General features: G+C 46.7%; 20 protein-coding genes and 1 pseudogene. 16 read left to right on the top strand and 5 right to left on the bottom strand.

Annotation, left to right across the window (positions count from 1 at the left end; translation table 11 throughout):
• Window positions 1-141: 141 nt before the first annotated feature.
• From H141_RS0108755 to vapC, 12 genes are all read left to right on the top strand, one after another.
• Window positions 142-1,365, top strand: coding sequence for a tyrosine-type recombinase/integrase (locus H141_RS0108755; protein ID WP_019675880.1), 1,224 nt, complete (start codon window positions 142-144; stop codon window positions 1,363-1,365).
• Window positions 1,366-1,382: 17 nt separating this feature from the next.
• Window positions 1,383-1,589 (top strand): hypothetical protein, encoded by a 207-nt coding sequence (locus tag H141_RS0108760; RefSeq protein ID WP_019675881.1) that lies wholly within the window; start codon window positions 1,383-1,385, stop codon window positions 1,587-1,589.
• A 28-nt stretch (window positions 1,590-1,617) separates the two neighbouring features.
• Window positions 1,618-1,800 carry a hypothetical protein gene (locus H141_RS0108765; RefSeq protein ID WP_019675882.1) on the top strand — a complete coding sequence of 61 codons (183 nt, stop codon included), beginning with the start codon at window positions 1,618-1,620 and terminating at the stop codon, window positions 1,798-1,800.
• 10 nt (window positions 1,801-1,810) lie between these two features.
• Window positions 1,811-2,674 carry a hypothetical protein gene (locus tag H141_RS0108770; protein ID WP_019675883.1) on the top strand — a complete coding sequence of 288 codons (864 nt, stop codon included), beginning with the start codon at window positions 1,811-1,813 and terminating at the stop codon, window positions 2,672-2,674.
• Between the two features lie 99 nt (window positions 2,675-2,773).
• Window positions 2,774-2,983 (top strand): helix-turn-helix transcriptional regulator, encoded by a 210-nt coding sequence (locus H141_RS0108775; protein WP_019675884.1) that lies wholly within the window; start codon window positions 2,774-2,776, stop codon window positions 2,981-2,983.
• 9 nt (window positions 2,984-2,992) lie between these two features.
• Window positions 2,993-3,427: a hypothetical protein gene (locus tag H141_RS0108780; RefSeq protein WP_019675885.1), complete on the top strand. Its 435-nt coding sequence runs from the start codon at window positions 2,993-2,995 to the stop codon at window positions 3,425-3,427.
• 9 nt (window positions 3,428-3,436) lie between these two features.
• Window positions 3,437-4,225, top strand: a complete 789-nt coding sequence (locus tag H141_RS20920; protein WP_019675886.1) for a helix-turn-helix domain-containing protein — start codon at window positions 3,437-3,439, stop codon at window positions 4,223-4,225.
• Window positions 4,209-5,570, top strand: coding sequence for a replicative DNA helicase (locus H141_RS0108790; RefSeq protein WP_157610817.1), 1,362 nt, complete (start codon window positions 4,209-4,211; stop codon window positions 5,568-5,570). Before H141_RS20920 ends, H141_RS0108790 begins: the two co-directional genes overlap by 17 nt.
• The gene (locus H141_RS0108795; protein WP_019675888.1) at window positions 5,567-5,851 is read left to right on the top strand and encodes a hypothetical protein; all 285 of its coding nucleotides are present in this window, start codon (window positions 5,567-5,569) and stop codon (window positions 5,849-5,851) included. Before H141_RS0108790 ends, H141_RS0108795 begins: the two co-directional genes overlap by 4 nt.
• Before the next feature lie 1,606 nt (window positions 5,852-7,457).
• On the top strand, window positions 7,458-8,015 hold the full coding sequence (locus H141_RS0108820) for a Panacea domain-containing protein (RefSeq protein WP_019675893.1): 558 nt from the start codon (window positions 7,458-7,460) through the stop codon (window positions 8,013-8,015).
• 936 nt (window positions 8,016-8,951) lie between these two features.
• A complete protein-coding gene (vapB, locus tag H141_RS0108830; protein ID WP_019675895.1) occupies window positions 8,952-9,185 on the top strand; it encodes a type II toxin-antitoxin system VapB family antitoxin in 234 nt (77 codons plus the stop codon).
• Window positions 9,186-9,590, top strand: coding sequence for a type II toxin-antitoxin system tRNA(fMet)-specific endonuclease VapC (gene vapC / locus H141_RS0108835; protein ID WP_019675896.1), 405 nt, complete (start codon window positions 9,186-9,188; stop codon window positions 9,588-9,590). It begins immediately after the preceding gene.
• 35 nt (window positions 9,591-9,625) lie between these two features.
• Here vapC and arfB read toward each other — a convergent pair whose 3' ends face one another.
• Complete coding sequence (arfB, locus tag H141_RS0108840; protein WP_019675897.1) at window positions 9,626-10,045, bottom strand: alternative ribosome rescue aminoacyl-tRNA hydrolase ArfB; 420 nt, start codon at window positions 10,043-10,045, stop codon at window positions 9,626-9,628.
• Window positions 10,046-10,377: 332 nt separating this feature from the next.
• On the opposite strand from arfB, the gene H141_RS20025 reads away from it, so the two are divergent.
• Both H141_RS20025 and H141_RS20030 read left to right on the top strand, forming a co-directional pair.
• Entirely contained in the window at window positions 10,378-11,241 is an 864-nt protein-coding gene (locus H141_RS20025; protein ID WP_019675898.1) for a PEP-CTERM/exosortase system-associated acyltransferase, read from the top strand.
• 43 nt (window positions 11,242-11,284) lie between these two features.
• Window positions 11,285-12,253 carry a metal-dependent hydrolase gene (locus H141_RS20030; RefSeq protein WP_033425440.1) on the top strand — a complete coding sequence of 323 codons (969 nt, stop codon included), beginning with the start codon at window positions 11,285-11,287 and terminating at the stop codon, window positions 12,251-12,253.
• A 29-nt stretch (window positions 12,254-12,282) separates the two neighbouring features.
• On the opposite strand, the gene H141_RS0108855 is transcribed toward H141_RS20030, so the two are convergent.
• On the bottom strand, window positions 12,283-13,539 hold the full coding sequence (locus tag H141_RS0108855) for an ABC transporter permease (protein WP_019675900.1): 1,257 nt from the start codon (window positions 13,537-13,539) through the stop codon (window positions 12,283-12,285).
• On the bottom strand, window positions 13,533-14,243 hold the full coding sequence (locus H141_RS0108860; protein ID WP_019675901.1) for an ABC transporter ATP-binding protein: 711 nt from the start codon (window positions 14,241-14,243) through the stop codon (window positions 13,533-13,535). Before H141_RS0108860 ends, H141_RS0108855 begins: the two co-directional genes overlap by 7 nt.
• A 57-nt stretch (window positions 14,244-14,300) precedes the next feature.
• Here H141_RS0108860 and H141_RS0108865 point away from each other — a divergent pair, with 57 nt between their 5' ends.
• Window positions 14,301-14,846: a DUF3299 domain-containing protein gene (locus tag H141_RS0108865; RefSeq protein WP_019675902.1), complete on the top strand. Its 546-nt coding sequence runs from the start codon at window positions 14,301-14,303 to the stop codon at window positions 14,844-14,846.
• Between the two features lie 76 nt (window positions 14,847-14,922).
• On the opposite strand, the gene H141_RS0108870 is transcribed toward H141_RS0108865, so the two are convergent.
• Window positions 14,923-15,564 carry a ZrgA family zinc uptake protein gene (locus tag H141_RS0108870; protein ID WP_019675903.1) on the bottom strand — a complete coding sequence of 214 codons (642 nt, stop codon included), beginning with the start codon at window positions 15,562-15,564 and terminating at the stop codon, window positions 14,923-14,925.
• A gap of 159 nt (window positions 15,565-15,723) precedes the next feature.
• On the opposite strand from H141_RS0108870, the gene H141_RS20035 reads away from it, so the two are divergent.
• The gene (locus H141_RS20035) at window positions 15,724-16,554 is read left to right on the top strand and encodes a cryptochrome/photolyase family protein (protein WP_019675904.1); all 831 of its coding nucleotides are present in this window, start codon (window positions 15,724-15,726) and stop codon (window positions 16,552-16,554) included.
• On the opposite strand, the pseudogene H141_RS21865 reads toward H141_RS20035, so the two are convergent.
• A pseudogene (locus H141_RS21865) lies at window positions 16,493-16,745 on the bottom strand (IS3-like element ISAzo10 family transposase); the annotation flags it as partial. The gene H141_RS20035 and the pseudogene H141_RS21865 overlap by 62 nt on opposite strands.

The following is a 16,745-nucleotide window of genomic DNA, read 5'->3' on the forward strand; positions in this document are numbered from 1 at the left end:
GGTCTAATATGGTTCAGCAGATACCCCCGAATTATTGGGGTATCTATGGGGGTATATTGTCTAGCGCGCTAAGTGATACCCCCAAACCGATACCCCCAGGCAACTCTGGGCCAGTAGCGCCAGCAATCCGGAGAATACAACATGCCGTTATCAGCAACGCAGGTTGAGAAAGCGAAGCCCCAGGAAAAAGACTATAAATTGCCCGATGGAAACGGCCTTTATCTGCTGGTTAAAACCAGCGGCGCCAGATATTGGCGATTAAAATACCGCTTTACCGGCAAAGAACGCTTGCTGGCAATTGGTGTTTATCCTGACGTTAGCTTAAAAGATGCTCGACTGGCCAAGGACGAAGCCCGGCGACAACTGGCACAAGGTATCGACCCCAGCGCAGAAAAGCAGGCCCGTAAACTGGCCGGCAATCAGTCCGCAGCCAATAGCTTTGAAGTGATCGCCCGTGAGTGGCTGTCGATTAAGATGGCAGATAAAAGCGAAAGCCACCGGGACCGGACACGCAACGCCCTTGAGAAAGATTTATTCCCTTACATTGGCCGCAAGCCTATTGCCGAATTAACACCGCTTGATCTGTTAGGCACGTTACGGAGAATAGAAAAGCGCGGAGCAGTTGAAACAGCACACAGAGCCAAACAAACCGCCGGGCAAGTTCTCCGCTATGCCATAGCAACAGGCCGTGCTGAGCGTGATATAAGCGCCGATCTTAAAGGCGCATTAAAGAACCCGGTAACAAAGCATTTCCCCGCCATTACTGAGCCGGCAGAAGTTGGCCGCCTAATGCTGGCTTTAGATAACTATACCGGCACAAATATTGTTAAAGCAGCACTGCAATTATCCCCGTTGTTATTCTGCCGCCCTGGCGAGCTTAGGCATCTGGAATGGTCAGAAATAGACTTTGAAAATGCCCGGATAGAAATACCGGCTGAAAAAATGAAGATGCGCGAAGCGCATATTATCCCGCTGAGCAAACAGGCCCAAAAGATACTCGAAGATATACACCCATTAACCGGCCAACTTAAATATGTTTTCCCATCCCCTCGAGGGCAAAGCCGGCCATTGTCAGAGAATGGGGTAAGAACCGCACTCAGGGCGCTGGGTTATGACAATGACACCTTAACGCCTCACGGCTTTAGAGCAATGGCCCGGACACTACTAGATGAGGTTTTAGGCTATCGCATTGAATGGATTGAGCAGCAATTAGCACACGCTGTAAAGGATGCCAACGGCAGAGCCTACAACAGAACCAAGCATCTACCCCAGCGAACCGACATGATGCAGCGCTGGGCTGATTACCTGGACACACTGCGCTTAAGCGCCAGTAGTAACAATGTAATCCCGGCTAAATTCGGCTAAGGACTGAGGTTATAACGATGCAAAAAGTTGATAAACCAGCACGCCATATGGACGTTATTTCATTTAATCCAGCAATCAGTCACCGAAAGGAAAAGCTAGCGTTGCAGCTCATTAGAGAACTTGGCGAAATTCATAAGATGCAACCAGACATGATGCAGGTAACACACTATGAAAAATGGCGGGAACGCGCCCTGGAGTTGGCGTCAGAACTGTCCCCAAACTAACTGAATTAATCTGATCCCGGAGAGAGACATGAACAACATACCAACCAGCACCAGTAAAATCGCAACAACTGAATTTACTTTACGTAAGATCCTAAATGATAAACAGCCAGGGCAATTACTGGCCGGCCCTTTTACCAATGAGCAAGAAGCCCATAGCCAGCGGGAGCAATATCAGGGCGCGGGTGTATTTCAGGAAACCTGGTTAAGTTAACGGCGGCCCCATGACAACAAAAAACAAAGGGCGGCCACTCCCGCCCTTGTTACCACTTGAGTACTGCAACATAGTCAGAGCTGCTAGACTGCTTGAATGTGAAATCGAGGATATTCTCCACTGGTTTGAAATCGGTGCAATAGACCTATATTTAAAAGTTGATGACCAAAACTGTGGCGTGCTTGTACTAGATAAAAATGAATATCAGCAACTAGTTACCATGGGTGAAGGTACTGAGTCATATAAAATCGGCCTTTCATACATGTTTATCAGCGGTCCAATCGACGAAAGCGCATTCAATCCAGAAACTGAGATGTACTATTTCGAGGTAGACGCAATACAAGGATTATGGGCCGTTGATTATAACGACTTAGAGGATTCATTATTTACCGGAAACGATTCATTCACTCCTTATTCCCTCTACGCCGAAACCGCAGAAATAATAGATAGTGTTTCATTAATTGATAAAAAAACAATTTTCTTTACTGTAGACCTCGATTCAGAAATGAAGTTTCAGATTAACCAGCTGCAAGTTACCAAAACCGAAATTCAAAAGCTGCACTATGCAATTACTACTGGAGAACCCCTTAAAAGCCGTTTTAATGATGCAAGTCTAGCTATGGAAATTCACAAAAAGGAAAGCCACCGCCAGCGCCCAATGGAAAACAACAGCCCCAAAAAGGCCATGGCTCTAATGTCTTTAAGCGAATATGTTTTAAAGAAAGCTGAGCTAGCACCCGAACTAATGAACCGCCCTGACGCATTACAAACAGCTATTAACAAAGAGCTGCTTAAAAATTCAATACCAGAGATTGAAGGTAAAACCCTATATGGCGCTTTTCAAGTCGCTATCACGCACCGAAAAAAACTGTAGTTTTCACTATTTTTTGTAGTTTTTCAAAAACTACGGACGTAACCCCCTTCATTGCCAGAACATACCCCCGAAAGCCAAATAAAGCTAAAGGGGTATAGCATGAACACCGTTACACAAAAACCACGTCTTATCCGCCGGGCAGAAGTAATTGCCCGAGTGGGCCTATGCAAAGCCAGCATATACAACCGCATGAACTCCGGTGAGTTCCCCCGCCCTATTTCTATTGGCGGTGGCCGTGTTGCTTGGCTTGAAAGCGATATTGATAACTGGATTACTGAGCGGCTTTTCGAAGCTGGCCGGGCAGCATAGGGGGCGGCTATGACAGATAAAAATAAGGCCACCCAGCAAGGCGGCCAAAGCATAAATAATACGCACAACAATTGTAACCAAAACAACACTAAGCTGACAACAGTAAAACCAGCGAGCCAGCTTGAACGGGTTTTATTAGGCCTGCTTTATAGCGGGAGCATGACTTGCCAGGAAGCAGAAAAATTGCCTGTTAAAGCACGGCACCTAAATAGCGTAATCAGCGATCTGGCCCACAGCTACAACTTGGAAATTCTCCGCGAACGTGAAAAGGCTCCCGGCTACCTGGGTGAAACCTGCCACTTGATCCGGTATAGCGTACACCAGCACCAACAGGCTAAAGCCCGACAACTAATTGACCGATGGCGAATAAAACGCCACGCGGTGCCGGTTGTCTGGATAGCGTTGCGATCTGTCTCACTGGAAAAGCTCCTTAAAACAGCATAAGGGGCCACAATGAGCAGAAAGGCAACAGACTGGGCCTGGCGTATTCAAGCCTCTAGCCCGTCTATAAAGCTGGTATTACTGGCACTCGCTGATCGGGCTGATGATGCCGGCGAATGTTACCCCAGCGTTGAGCGATTAGAGGCTGATACCGGGCTTAACCGCAAAACCATCATTAAAGCTACCCGGGAACTAGAGAAAACCGGTGCAGTAATTGATACCAAAAAACGGAAAGGGGCCACCCAAAGGGTTAAAGTGTACCGGCTGACTACCGAAACTGAAACAGTGCCAAAAGTGGAATCATTCCAAAAGCGGAATAGTTCCAAAAGCGGTACTTTGAACAGTCCCAAAAGCGGTACTTTGAACAGTCCCAAAACTGGTACTTTGAATAGTCCCAAAAGTGGTACTCAGAACCAGTCAGTAGAACCAGTCATAGAATCATTAATAGATCACTCTGCGAGTGATCGCGTCAAAAAGGCTGCTGACAAACAAATAACAGAACAGCTTTTTGCACAATTCTGGAAGCACTACACCACTAAAACCGGTAAGCAAGCTGCACTAAAAGCCTGGCATAAATTTATGAGGGGGAAAGCAGAGGCCGCTATTCGCTATTTACTCAATTTGATGCTGGCGTATTACCACCAGCAACGGCAAACCGGGGTACTTGGCTATGACGCTATTCATGCGGCTACCTATATCAACCAACGGCGCTGGGAAGATAGCCCAGAGTTTATGCAACAGTTCAAGCAAGAGTATCTGAACCAGCACAGCGCGGAGGATGGCCATGGAAGCGCTGATTAACATCGAAGCAGAACAAGCGGTAATTGGTGGCGTATTGCATGACAGCTCTAGCGACAACGCATTGCAGGCAATCGAAACGTGTAAGCCTGAGGACTTTAGCAATCGGGCAAATCAAATGGCATGGCAAGCCATTCAGACGCTTTCAGCCAGAGGGCAACCGGTAGACCTGATAACGCTAACCGACCTACTGAAAACTAAAGATCCTGAGTACCAGATTAGCTACCTGGGCCAGTGTTACAGAAACACGCCAAGCCAGGCCAACTTAAAAGTATACGCTGACAAGGTAAGGCAGTATGGCGAGCTCAGGCATACAGCCAGCGCATTACACAAGGCCCTTGCTGTATTGCACGACCGCAGCCATGAACCTGCTGATAAAATTAACCTGGTACTTAGTGAGCTGGGTAGTATCGGCGCAGACGAATCAGAACAGCAGATAACCAACCTGGCCGATCACCAATCAGCACTGCTGGCCCACATAGAAACGGTATATCAGAGAGGCGCCAGCATTACCGGTTTATCAACCGGGTTTGAAAATCTGGATTATATGACTGGTGGCTTAAGAAATGGTGATCTGATTATCGTGGCCGCCCGCCCGTCTATGGGTAAAACCACACTGGTTTTGAATATGCTTGAACGGGTAACGATAACGGGCCAGCAGCAATCCACAGCCCTATTCTTTAGCCTTGAAATGCCAGCCCAACAAATACTGCAAAAGGTATTTTCCAGCGTAGGTAGTATTCCACTGGCCAGCATCCTCAATGCTCAGGTTGTAGGCAGCACAGAACAAACGGCCAAGCTCAGTAATGCCATGGAGTTTATGCAACGGTCAAAGCTGCTGATTGACGAAAAAGGTGGCCAGCATATAACGCAAATCCAAAGTAGAGCAAAGCGCATGGCAATGAAATACGGCCCGCCCGCTTTGATTGTGGTGGATTATTTGCAACTTGTCCGGGCTGAGGGTGAGAGCCAGACAATCAGAGTCGGCAATGTTAGTGCCGGGTTAAAGAACCTGGCTAAGCAGATGGCCTGCCCCGTTATTGCTCTTAGCCAGCTAAACCGCAACTTAACCGGCAAGCCAACACTGATGAATCTGAGAGATAGCGGCAGCATCGAGCAAGACGCCGATATGGTTTTGTTTCTGCATGACGAGGACTACGAGGGCCAGCGAGACGAATACAGCCTTACTGAAATCATTTTTGCTAAAAACCGAATGGGTAGAACGGGCAGCACCTTTTTACAGCCAGAACTGCACTTTAGCCGCTTTACTGATACCAAACGCTTGCCAACACCAAAGGATGATCAACCGGCTAAGCCATTAAAAAAACTCTATGGGCCAGCGTCATGAATAAATGGGTTTTACTTCAACCGGGTGAGCAACCCCCAGCACTGGAACCCGGCCAGTTTATTTACCTCGCCATGGCACAGGGTGGAATACTGCGCGTAATGTATCGATTTATCAGCAACATTAAGGGCATTATCGCTGGCTATCGAATTGACGATAACAAAACACCAGCTGCCCCACTCTGGCAAAACATACCGCCGGCAGAGCTACCCTACTGGGTAAAGCTACGCCAGCACTACAGGGCCAAACCAACACGATATAGCAGCAATGTTAATCTGCACTAATGGCCCTACAACGCCAGTATCAGCAAATCGTGTAGGCAACCGGCAGGCATTGGGTAAATTGCAGCTGACCCACAGGCCTCATCAGTTAAGGCGTTAGCAATATCTGACACTTTCAGCATTAGAAAGTGCAGTGTAGGCACTATGCAGGTATTGGCGTTATTTCAAAAACACTTAAACACGCATAAGCAAAGGGCCAGACTGAGTTTTGGAATTGTAATACTTGAACATTTTAAAGACCGCCAATATAGCCAGACTAACCGCCAATACAAGCACATCTAAAAACAGGTACAACTGAGCGATAGCAAAGGCTGCAAACGATTTAAGCTTTTTCCAATATGGAAAACGCCAAAAGCCAAAAGTAATAATATTTTGAAAAGTGTTTACAGGCCATACAGCCAAAAACACAGGCCATGCGATGCGGGTTAGAAAAAGGAACAAGCCAGCATTTATAAAGGCTACAGCCTGTTTCGGCGTTTTACATGGTGGAAACCGCCAAATCAGTTAAGTGATAACTTTTATCAGCCCTATTGATGGGCTGCCAGTGCTGGCCAGGCTACTGCAGCAGCACCCACGAGCTAAGGCAGAATCCTGCCTTAGCTCAGGAAGCAGCACCCATTGCCCTACCAGCAGCCACACACACCACCATAAGCCCAGCAGTAAGGCTGTAAGGGTGCTTATCGTGCCCTACTAACGCTAATCAATTAGTGATTGAACTGACCAAAACACAGCAGCAATCTAAGGCGGCTAGCGCTGGCTCTAGCAAATCAAATTGAGAGGGCACCACATGCCTTAGCACTATAGTTTTAAAACGATTCTGGTTAATTTCAGGCTGATGTAGCCGCAAACTAGCGGAAACGAGCATCGGGAGGGGGGGATCAAATCTCTACTGGTTCAACCAGCTGTACCGCCCTCTAAGTCAGATTTTTACACCCGCGAAATTAAAAGTTTTACCCGCAAGCCGGCACAGGCAAACCCGGGCGAATGCGATTTACTCAATATTTATTACTGCTTTCCTGACTGGGCAAGGGACCCTACCCTGACGAACTGAAGCCAGGGGGGCGCAGAAGCGCGGTTAAACAATTTTTTTCGGGCTTTCTATGTGATCCACCACAACACCCCCAATAACCAGTAAATTCAATGCCGGCGAGCTGGTCAAGCTGTACATAACCAGCGACTTTATGGGACAAACACCGCTCACAGTTTCTGCTGATACACGACCCGATAAATTGTAATGTATCTAACGTTGAGTGCTATTCTGCTTGGCTTTCTCAGCAAAAAGCTCCGCCAGACGAAAGACGATTTACTACAGCTTTTGTTGGCATTAATTAACGGTAGAGGAAATACTAACAAGACAGATAAGGTTACTAATTCATGGGCAACAGATGTACAAAGACAATAAATCCAAAAAAAACGCTATTAAGGGCAATATTGAGCCCCTTGCTACACCGCCGAACTAAATTAGGTTAAAACTGCTACAATATTGCCTGATAAACACTTTAAATTGTTGCGTCGCCGCCAATAGTGAAGTACTAATAATTCAGTTGCCATTAAAATAACCAGATGTATAATGCGGTCCATTTAAGAACAGCAGGAGGCAGAATTAGTAATGCTGATTACTCGTGAGAGAGATAAGCTAATCAATGCTGTCTTATATTTTGCAGCAAACACGGAGTATTGCGGCAAGGTAAAGCTGTTTAAGCTCCTATACTTCCTTGATTTTGAACATTTCAAAATAACTGGTCGCAGCGTTACCGGCTTAGATTATTACGCCTGGAAAATGGGACCTGTGCCAACACAGTTATTTGATGAGATTCAAGCTCCAGAGCATGACATGGCCTCCGCTGTTGAGTTTGATGAAATTCCTGTTTATCAGGGAAACGCAAGCATGCTTAAAATTAACGCAAAGGTTAGTTTTAATTCTAAAAACTTTACTAAGCGCGAATTAAAGCTAATGCAATCGTTAGCCAGTGAATACTCTAACAAAAAAGCTGACGACATGATCGAAGCTACCCATCTAGAAAATATGCCTTGGGATAAGGTTTATAACAAGGACAATAAAAAACGGGACTTGATTCCTTATGAACTATCACTTAGAAGCCAGGAAGCAGAGATAGTCAATCAAGTAGTCGTTGAACGCAAGCAGGCCATAGCGAGCTTAAGTTGATTCCTGGCACGGTTTTCTTCGATTCCGAGTTTGAATTTGCCGATGGGGCCAATGGTAAAAAGCTGTTTGTAGTTATTGGATCGCATAACTCAATTAGCGTTGTAGCTAAAACAACATCTAAGCAGCATGGTAGAGGAGTAACGTTCGGCTGCCAGCCAACTGACAGGTTTCATAACTTCTATTTGCCCAAAAACTGTTGCTACCTAAGTGTTTGTACATGGGTATGTCTTGACGAGTTTTACGAGTTAAAAGCCGATCAGCTGTTACAAAAGAAATTCACAAATGAAATCAGACATATCTGCGACCTTCCGTCCGAAATAACATCGCAGCTAATAGATTGCGCGCTAGTTAGCGATGATATAACACTGGCTCAAGAAGATATAATTAAAGCCTCCATGACCAAAACTTAAGCAAGAAACGAACTATATAAATCCCAACCTGCTATTACCGATTATTAATATGCCTCAAGCCTTTTAAGTATTTGATGCATCGCCACTGGTAGGGGGGATCTGATCCCTACAGCCTATAGAATTTATACACCGCCCCCTAAGACAAATATTTACGCCCGCGAAAAATGAAATTAAAACCAAGGCAGCTAAGGCAAAAAACTGCCTTTGCAGATCATCACCCGGTATAGTGCAGCAAATTGAACACCAGCCGGCACCAATTAAAAATTATTTTTTCAGGTTAACAGCAGGCAAAAGGGGGTACTTTTGGGGGTATCTCTAAAGCAGGCAAGAAACAATAATTATATATATCAAAATCATATACCTCCAATTCAATAGACCCCAGCACAAAGCAAAAGGCCACCGCAAGGTGGCCTTTTGCTTTTCTACTTCCACTAATAATTTACCAGGCTGAATAAATAACAGTAGGTACATTGAGTATCTACTTTTGCGGAGCTATACTTTCGTTATGCGAATGTGGAGGTGAATAATGGATACCGGAACAGTTTTTAAGAACAATAGTACGCAAGCCGTGCGGTTACCGGTTGAAGCGCGCTTTCCTGATACCGTGAAAAAAGTAGCGGTAAGGGTAGTAGGTAAAGATCGGATCTTAACGCCGGTAGAAAGTAGCTGGGATTCGTTCTTCCTGCAAGGTGCAGCTGTTACCGATGATTTTATGACTGAACGCGCATCACAAGAGCAGCAAGAGCGGGAAGCGTTTTAAATGCTTAAATATATGCTGGATACCAATATCTGTATTTATGTGATTAAGCGGCGCCCGCCTGAGGTACATGACACCTTTAATAAATATGCCGGTTTAATGTGTATTAGTAGTATTACCTATGCTGAACTTTGCCATGGCGTAGAGAAAAGCGCTAAACCAGAGCAAAACCGCTCTGCTGTGGAAGATTTTGTATCAAGACTGGTTATCTTGCCGTATGACGAAAAAGCCGCCCAACATTATGGCGATATTCGTGCTGAGCTTGAAAAAGCTGGCACTCCGATAGGCGTGAACGACCTGCACATTGGCGGTCATGCCAGAAGTGAAGGATTAAGCCTGGTTACAAATAACCTGAGTGAGTTCAACCGGATAGCCGGTTTAAGGCTAGAAAACTGGCTTACGGCTTAAAATCGTAATATGTATACCTTCTAATACAATTTTTATTAAACATCAGGTTTACCCTGGCGCAAGGCTTTAGTTTTGCTGCGTTGCTTTTTGCCTTCTAACCGCCGTTGCTGGCTGCCGTAGGTCGGTTTGGTGGCTACCCGTTTTTTTTGTACTTTGGCGACTGACTGCACTAATTCGATAAACTGGGCCAGGGCGAGTTCGCGGTTCATCTCCTGGCTACGGCTTTGCTGACACTTAATGATTACTTTACCGCTTTTGGTAATGCGATGATCACTGCGGTTAAGCAGCCGCTGCTTATAAAAATCTGGCAACGACGAGGCGGCTATGTCGAAAATAATTTGCACTGCGGTGGCCACTTTATTAACATGCTGACCACCCGCGCCAGAGGCGCGGATAAATTGCCACTCCAGCTCGTTGTCTTCGATAGTTACACTGCCCGATATTGCAATTGCCACGCTTTTCCCACCATTTCTAGTTTAAATTACCACTTTATGAACTTAAGCTTAATTGCCTGCTTTTATAGTAATAAAAAAGTTTCAGATTTTAACAACTGTAAAATCAAGTAATTAATTAAAGTTTTTCATTTATTGAAACTAATCAGTGTTTTTCTGGTTTGACGCCTAGCTTCGATATCTGCATAGTAATTGCGCCTGAGCACCCTTAGCACAATGAAGTGCGCCCTTACTTTAGCATGGACGGTTATGTCTTATCAGGCTGCGCATAAAAAAACATAAACCGTAACTTTATTCGATAGGTTTGCTTGTACTATCATCTTTAGGGCATAACGATGACACTGTTGAATCCGACATTGCTACAGCCGGAGCAAGATGCTTTTGTGCCGGCAATATCTGCAGAAACACCAGCTAAATATTCAAAAGCGCCAACAAACGAACTAAACTTATCTGATTTCAGCGCTTTTTTTCTTGCTTCTCAAGCAATTAGTCATCAAGAAAAAATTGAAGTATTTCGTTTACGTCATAAGGTTTATTGTGAAGAACTTAACTTTGAGCCTCCCCGCCCTTCAGGGTTGGAACAAGACGATTTTGACCGGCGCGCCCTGCATTGCAGCCTGGCCGATTCCCAATCGGGTGAAATTGCAGGTACTGTGCGGCTCATTCACTGCCAACAAGAACCTGGCCAACTGCCAATTGAAAAGTATTTTGCAGGACGGTTTACTGCACCACAACTAACACCGTCCTGTTTTCCAAGGCAACATGTTTGCGAAATTTCCCGGCTGGCGGTTGCGGCGCAGTTCCGGCGCAGAGTAAAAGATGCTGCCGCCAAAGATTTACCAGCCTTAAGCAGCTCTGCCAGACCTTTTAACCGCTTTATTGCAATTGGCCTGTACCTGATGGCAACAGCGATGTGCCTGGAAAAAGGCTATTATCACGGCTTCGTAACCATCGAACCCAGCCTGGCCAGAGTACTGCAACGGATTGGCATCAACTTCAACCAGATTGGTGAAGCTATAGACTTTAACGGGAAGCGGGCTCCCTACTATCTGGACGCAAGGGAAGTGGTCGCTAGCCTGCAACCAGAGTATCTTGAACTAATGAAAAGTTTAAGTAGCCAGCTATTAACTGAACCGGAGTTAGTGGCGTCAAGCCGGCAAATGATTACAAATACCGATTTACAATGGGCCATCGCCTGATAAGTCACGTATCTGAATTATCGTTGATTAACATTTAGCTGCTATGGATTCGTTAAGTCAGATTTGTCTTGGAGCTGGCGTCGCCACTCTGGTTATGGGTCGTAAAGTACCGGTCAAACAAGCAGTGTTATGGGGTGCAGTGGCAGGTACCCTGCCAGATCTGGATGTGTTGTTTGACGCCGGCGACGCAATCGCCAATATGGTGAGTCACCGGGCACACTCCCATGCCCTGTTTTATCTGGCGTTAGTCAGCCCCTTTGTCGCCTGGTTGATATCAGCTATCCACCGTCAGTCTGCTCTTTTCCCGCGTTGGTGGATGGCGATTGGCCTGGTGCTGCTTACTCATCCGTTGCTGGATGTTATGACAATTTATGGCACCCGTCTGGGCTTACCCTTTACCGATACCCCCTTTGGTGTGGGCAGTATTTTTATCATTGATCCCTTATATACCTTACCGTTGTTGTTCGCTTTAATATTTGGGTTGTTCAGGCCGCAGTGGAGCACCAGAGCGGCAGCCTGTGGTTTGGGATTGTCTTCGGTTTATTTAATCTGGAGTGTTAGCGCCCAGCAATGGATAGCCACAGTAGTAAAAGCTGAGCTGCCTGTGCCGGCAGCAAAAGCTGTACTGGTTACTCCAACCCCTTTCAATACTATATTGTGGCGGGTGCTGATAATGACTGAACAGGGATATTACGAGGGTTTCTACAGTATTTTCAACCGGGGTTCAGCCATTCAGTATCAATTCTTTCCAGAGGACAACAGCTTGCGACAGCAATATGCTACGCAGCCAGATGTTGCAAGAATTGCAGCATTTAGCCATGGTTTTTATAGTTTACAGCGGCAGGATAACAAGCTTATTCTGACTGATTTACGGATGGGTTTGCGTCAAAACTATGCTTTTACCTTTGAGGTAACCCCAGATACCAGTGCACCAGCAGAAGCATTGCCCAGATCTTATGACATGGGCACCACCGTTCGCTGGATGCAGCAACAGCTGGTAGCGGCTGACTAGCACTACCCGCTGTTAACTGCCAATGCCCCTTAAAGCCTGATTGCCAGGCCATCGTTCAGCGCACGCCGGTACGCAGTAGATGCCGGGATACAGGCCAGCAACGCGCTGATTATCAGCACTGCGCCTGCCCAGTACAGGCTTTGCAGGCTGAACGGGTTAATGTTAATAAACAAGCCATAATTACTGGCCAGTGTATCCTGCAAAGCCCAAAGAGTAACAACCAGGCTCACTGCCGCGGCCAACAGTGCAAGGGCAGTTAGCAACAGTACCTCCAGCTGAATTAACACAAACAGATACCAGGGATGTGCGCCAACAGCACGTAAAATAGCCATTTCCCGCTGCCGCTCTTTCATTGATGCCAGTAACGTTGTCATCATCCCAACCAGACCGGCAACCAGCACCAGCAAGGTAATTAACAGCAACAGGTTTTCTACCATGCTCAGCATTTGCCATAATTCGGCCAGCGCCACACCAGGCAGAATCGCCGACAACGCCTCACCGCGAAACTCATTAATTTGCCGCTGCACGACAAAGGTTGCCATTCGGGATTCCAGCCCAACCATAAAGGCCGTGATCGCTTTAGGGGTCAGATCCAACTGTAAAGCTTGCTCAGCGTTAATTCTACGCCCCGGCATGGGCGCACCTTGTTGCCAGTCAATATGAATAGCTTCAATACCCTCCAGGCTGACATGAACTGTTTGGTCCAGCGGTGTGCCGGTAGGTGCCAGAATGCCAGTAACAGTAAACGGCTTGTCTTTATGCTCACTGAAACTAACAGCACCAACACCATGCGCCAGGGTGATCTGGTCGCCAAGTTTATAGCCCAGCTTCCGGGCAACCTCTGCTCCAAGCACAGTGTCATAAACACCATTAAATGGCTGGCCTTCGCTGAACTGCAATGACTGCTGGTTAGCATAGCGGTAATGGCTAAAATAATCGCCGTTAGTGCCCAGCACCCGATAGCCGCGATGTGAGTCACCCAGGGCCATCGGAATAGTCCAGCTTATTTGCGGATGCTTGCTGATCCGCTGGTAGGTGTCCCAACTGACATTGGCAGTTGCATTGCCAATCCGGAATACCGAATACAGCAATAAATTAAGCTGGCCAGAGCGGGCTCCGACAATTAAGTCGGTGCCAGAGATAGTACTGGTAAAACTTTGCCGTGCTTCTTTACGCAGGTGGTCAATCCCAAACAACAACACCAGGCTTATTGTTAATGAAAATAAAGTCATCATCGCTGTACCACGACGATTCCATAAACTTTGCCGGGCTAGTTTTATCAACATGGCTGGGCTCCTTGTGCCAGATTTCCCATATTTAGCTGCCAGCTGAAATAGCGGCGCAAACCGGCATCATGGCTGACAAAAATAACAGTGGTCTGGCAGGCATTGGCCTGTTCCAGCAATACCTGCATAAAACTATCCCTGTTGTCAGCATCCAGAGCTGAGGTCGGTTCGTCGGCAATCAGTAACGCCGGCTGGGTTAGCAGGGCGCGGGCAATAGCTACCCGCTGCTGTTGCCCGACGCTCAGCGCCGCTGCCTGCTGCTTAACCAGTTCTGCCCCCAGCCCCAGGCTTTGTAACAATGTTATGGCGCGTTGTTCGCTTTGTTGCCTGGCGTTGCCGGCAAAATGACCACTTAACAGCACGTTATCCAGCACCGATAAATAAGAAATCAGGTTAAGCTGCTGAAACACAACGCCAATTTTCCGTGCCCGCATAGTGTCGCGCTTTGCCGGCGACAAGCTGCTGAACGGCTCACCACCTAGCTTAATTTCACCTTGTTTGGGGGTGATAATGCCGGCCAGTAAATTAAGCAGGGTTGTTTTACCGCTGCCCGATGCCCCCTGGATAAATAAATGCTGACCTTGCTGTAAAGTCAGCTCTGGTAAACTAAGTTGCCAGGCTGCAGTCTGATAATAGAACACAACATTTTTGAGCTCAATGGCAGGAATTTTCGGCTTGTCGGTCACAGGTTTAATCCCGGTCATGTTATGATTGCGTGGTTAATTGGCGTCTATTATGCAAAATTAAGAGGGTAAGCTCCAATGCTTAATAAGTTATCTGTTACGTTATCTATGCTATTGGTCGCAAGTTTCAGCCTGCTGCTAAATGCCAGTGAAGTTAAAACCATTGAATGGACTGACTTAATGCCAGAAGAAGATCTGGCATTACTGATGGCCATGCCTGAAGTACAGCATGATTACAGTCAGCCTTCTCCCTTTGATGATAATTATAATGGTGACAATCCAGCAGCGGGTCAGTGGGAGCAGATTTTGCAGTCAGCCAAAGTAAAAGAAGAATTCAATAATACCAAAGTGCGGATCCCTGGTTTTATTGTGCCGCTGGAATTTGATGACCAGCAGAATGTGACCAGTTTTTTTCTGGTGCCCTACTTTGGTGCCTGTATTCATGTACCACCACCTCCACCGAACCAGATTATCTTTGTCAGTGGCGCAAAAAACCTGAAGGCCGATATGATTTACTCACCATTCTGGATTAGCGGCACCATTACTACTCAGCCAATGAGCCATGATTTAGCTAATGCAGCCTATACATTAAAAGCTGATTTAGTGGAAGAATACACTTATTAATTTAGAAGTTAACTGACACAAAGAGCCCCCGGCACCGGCAGGTGGGCGGGGGCTTTTTACTACTGAAAACGGTTACTTAAAACGTAACGGTGTTGTTGGCTAAACTCAGTTCCGTTGCTCCCTGCTGGCCATTTATCACCCACTGCACTGTTATTTTTTCTACGCTAGGTACCAGATTGAACAGACTAACTGTCATTTCATTTAACCGTGCCGGTTGTTGGCAAACTAAACTGATGTTGGCATAAAAATCACCGTGCTTACTGTTAACCTTTGCCGTTAAATCAGTGTTGGCATCACTTTGGGCAACATCACATCCCGCTTGCGGATTCATCGCAAACCACTTGCCCTGACGCAACACATCAAGTGCGGTTGCTATTTCCTGGCGCTGTTCGCTGGTTTTGGGGGCATGTTCAAAGCCAACAATGTTATAAGCGGCAGATTGCAATGCCACCATCGCTTCGTTGCCTTCCAGGACCAACGTCAGCATAGCTTCACCGTGCACATGTGTGCCCGGGCTATTAAACTCATCATGTTCATGTTCATGTTCATGTTCATGTTCATGCTCATGCTCATGTTTATGGTCATGTTTATGGTCATGTTCTGCATGTTGATGTTCATGCTGCTGGGCCAGAGCAATTTGTGGCGTTAACAGCACTGCGCCAACTGTCAGCGCACTTAACCAGCAGCCAACGGCAGTACTTAAGCGAAAATTTGACATCAGTATAATCCTTGTTCTTTATCTGGTGCCGTTATCATACCTGCTTGTTAGTCCAACGCAATATGTTGCTGGTGCCACGAGGTAGCAACCGCCTTAAAACCTGATCTGGGCACTACAGCTTCGCGTAACCCTGACTATTACTACTACGAGTCAGGATTTATGGCCAAGCTAATCGTTATTTTAGGAGACCAGCTTAGCCCGGCCTTGTCGGCGCTACGGGAAGCAAACAGTGACGATATTATTCTGCTGGCTGAAGTACAGCAGGAAGCCGGCTACGTTAAGCATCACAAGCATAAAATCATTCTGTTGTTCAGTGCCATGCGCCATTTTGCTGAAGTGCTGCGTCAGCAAAATTATCAGGTAATATATCTGGATTACCAGCAAGGCTGCTCATCACTTACCGCGGCGGTCAAACATAGTCTGCAGCAGCATCCGACACTGGATGGCATTATGCTTACCGAATGCGGCGAGTACCGCTTACAGCAAGAAATCAAAAGCTGGCAGCAAACTTTTGAATTACCACTAAACATTTTGGAAGATGACCGTTTTTTATGCAACACAGCGATGTTTGGCCAATGGGCTGATGGTCGCAAGCAGTTGCGGATGGAATACTTTTATCGCGAAATGCGCCGCTATACCGGTTTGCTGCTCGACAATAAAAAGCAACCGCTCGGTGGCCAGTGGAATTTTGACAAAGCTAACCGCAAGAGTCCGCCGCCCAACCTTAAGGCAGTAGCACCGCTGCAGTTTAAACCTGATGCTATTACGCTTGAAGTCATAAAACTGGTTAGCGAACACTTTGCCGATAACCCGGGCTCGGCTGACAACTTCTGCTATGCGGTAACAGGTAAACAGGCGCGCCAGGCCTTTAATCACTTTGTCTCGGAACAGCCGGAGTTTTTCAAGGTAGTTGTCCGATTTTCCCGTTTTATGCTGCTGCCTGAACCGGCACGATTTCCCGATTTGGATTCAGACTTACTGGCCCTATAGGGCTCCAGTTTCTTGTTGCTCTGCCAGCCCATCGCTCTGGATACGCTGATTTCGCCTGTTCATACACCTCTTTACGCTTTGCCAGTAGTGCCTCGTCTTGCTGCTTATGACGCTGCGCCGGTGTCACGAATCTTATGCCGCTGTGGCGATGCTCATAATTGTAAAAGCGCGTGAACTCCAGCATCCACTCT

It is taken from the genome of Arsukibacterium perlucidum DSM 18276 (assembly GCF_000382165.1).
Lineage (GTDB): Bacteria > Pseudomonadota > Gammaproteobacteria > Enterobacterales > Alteromonadaceae > Alishewanella > Alishewanella perlucidum.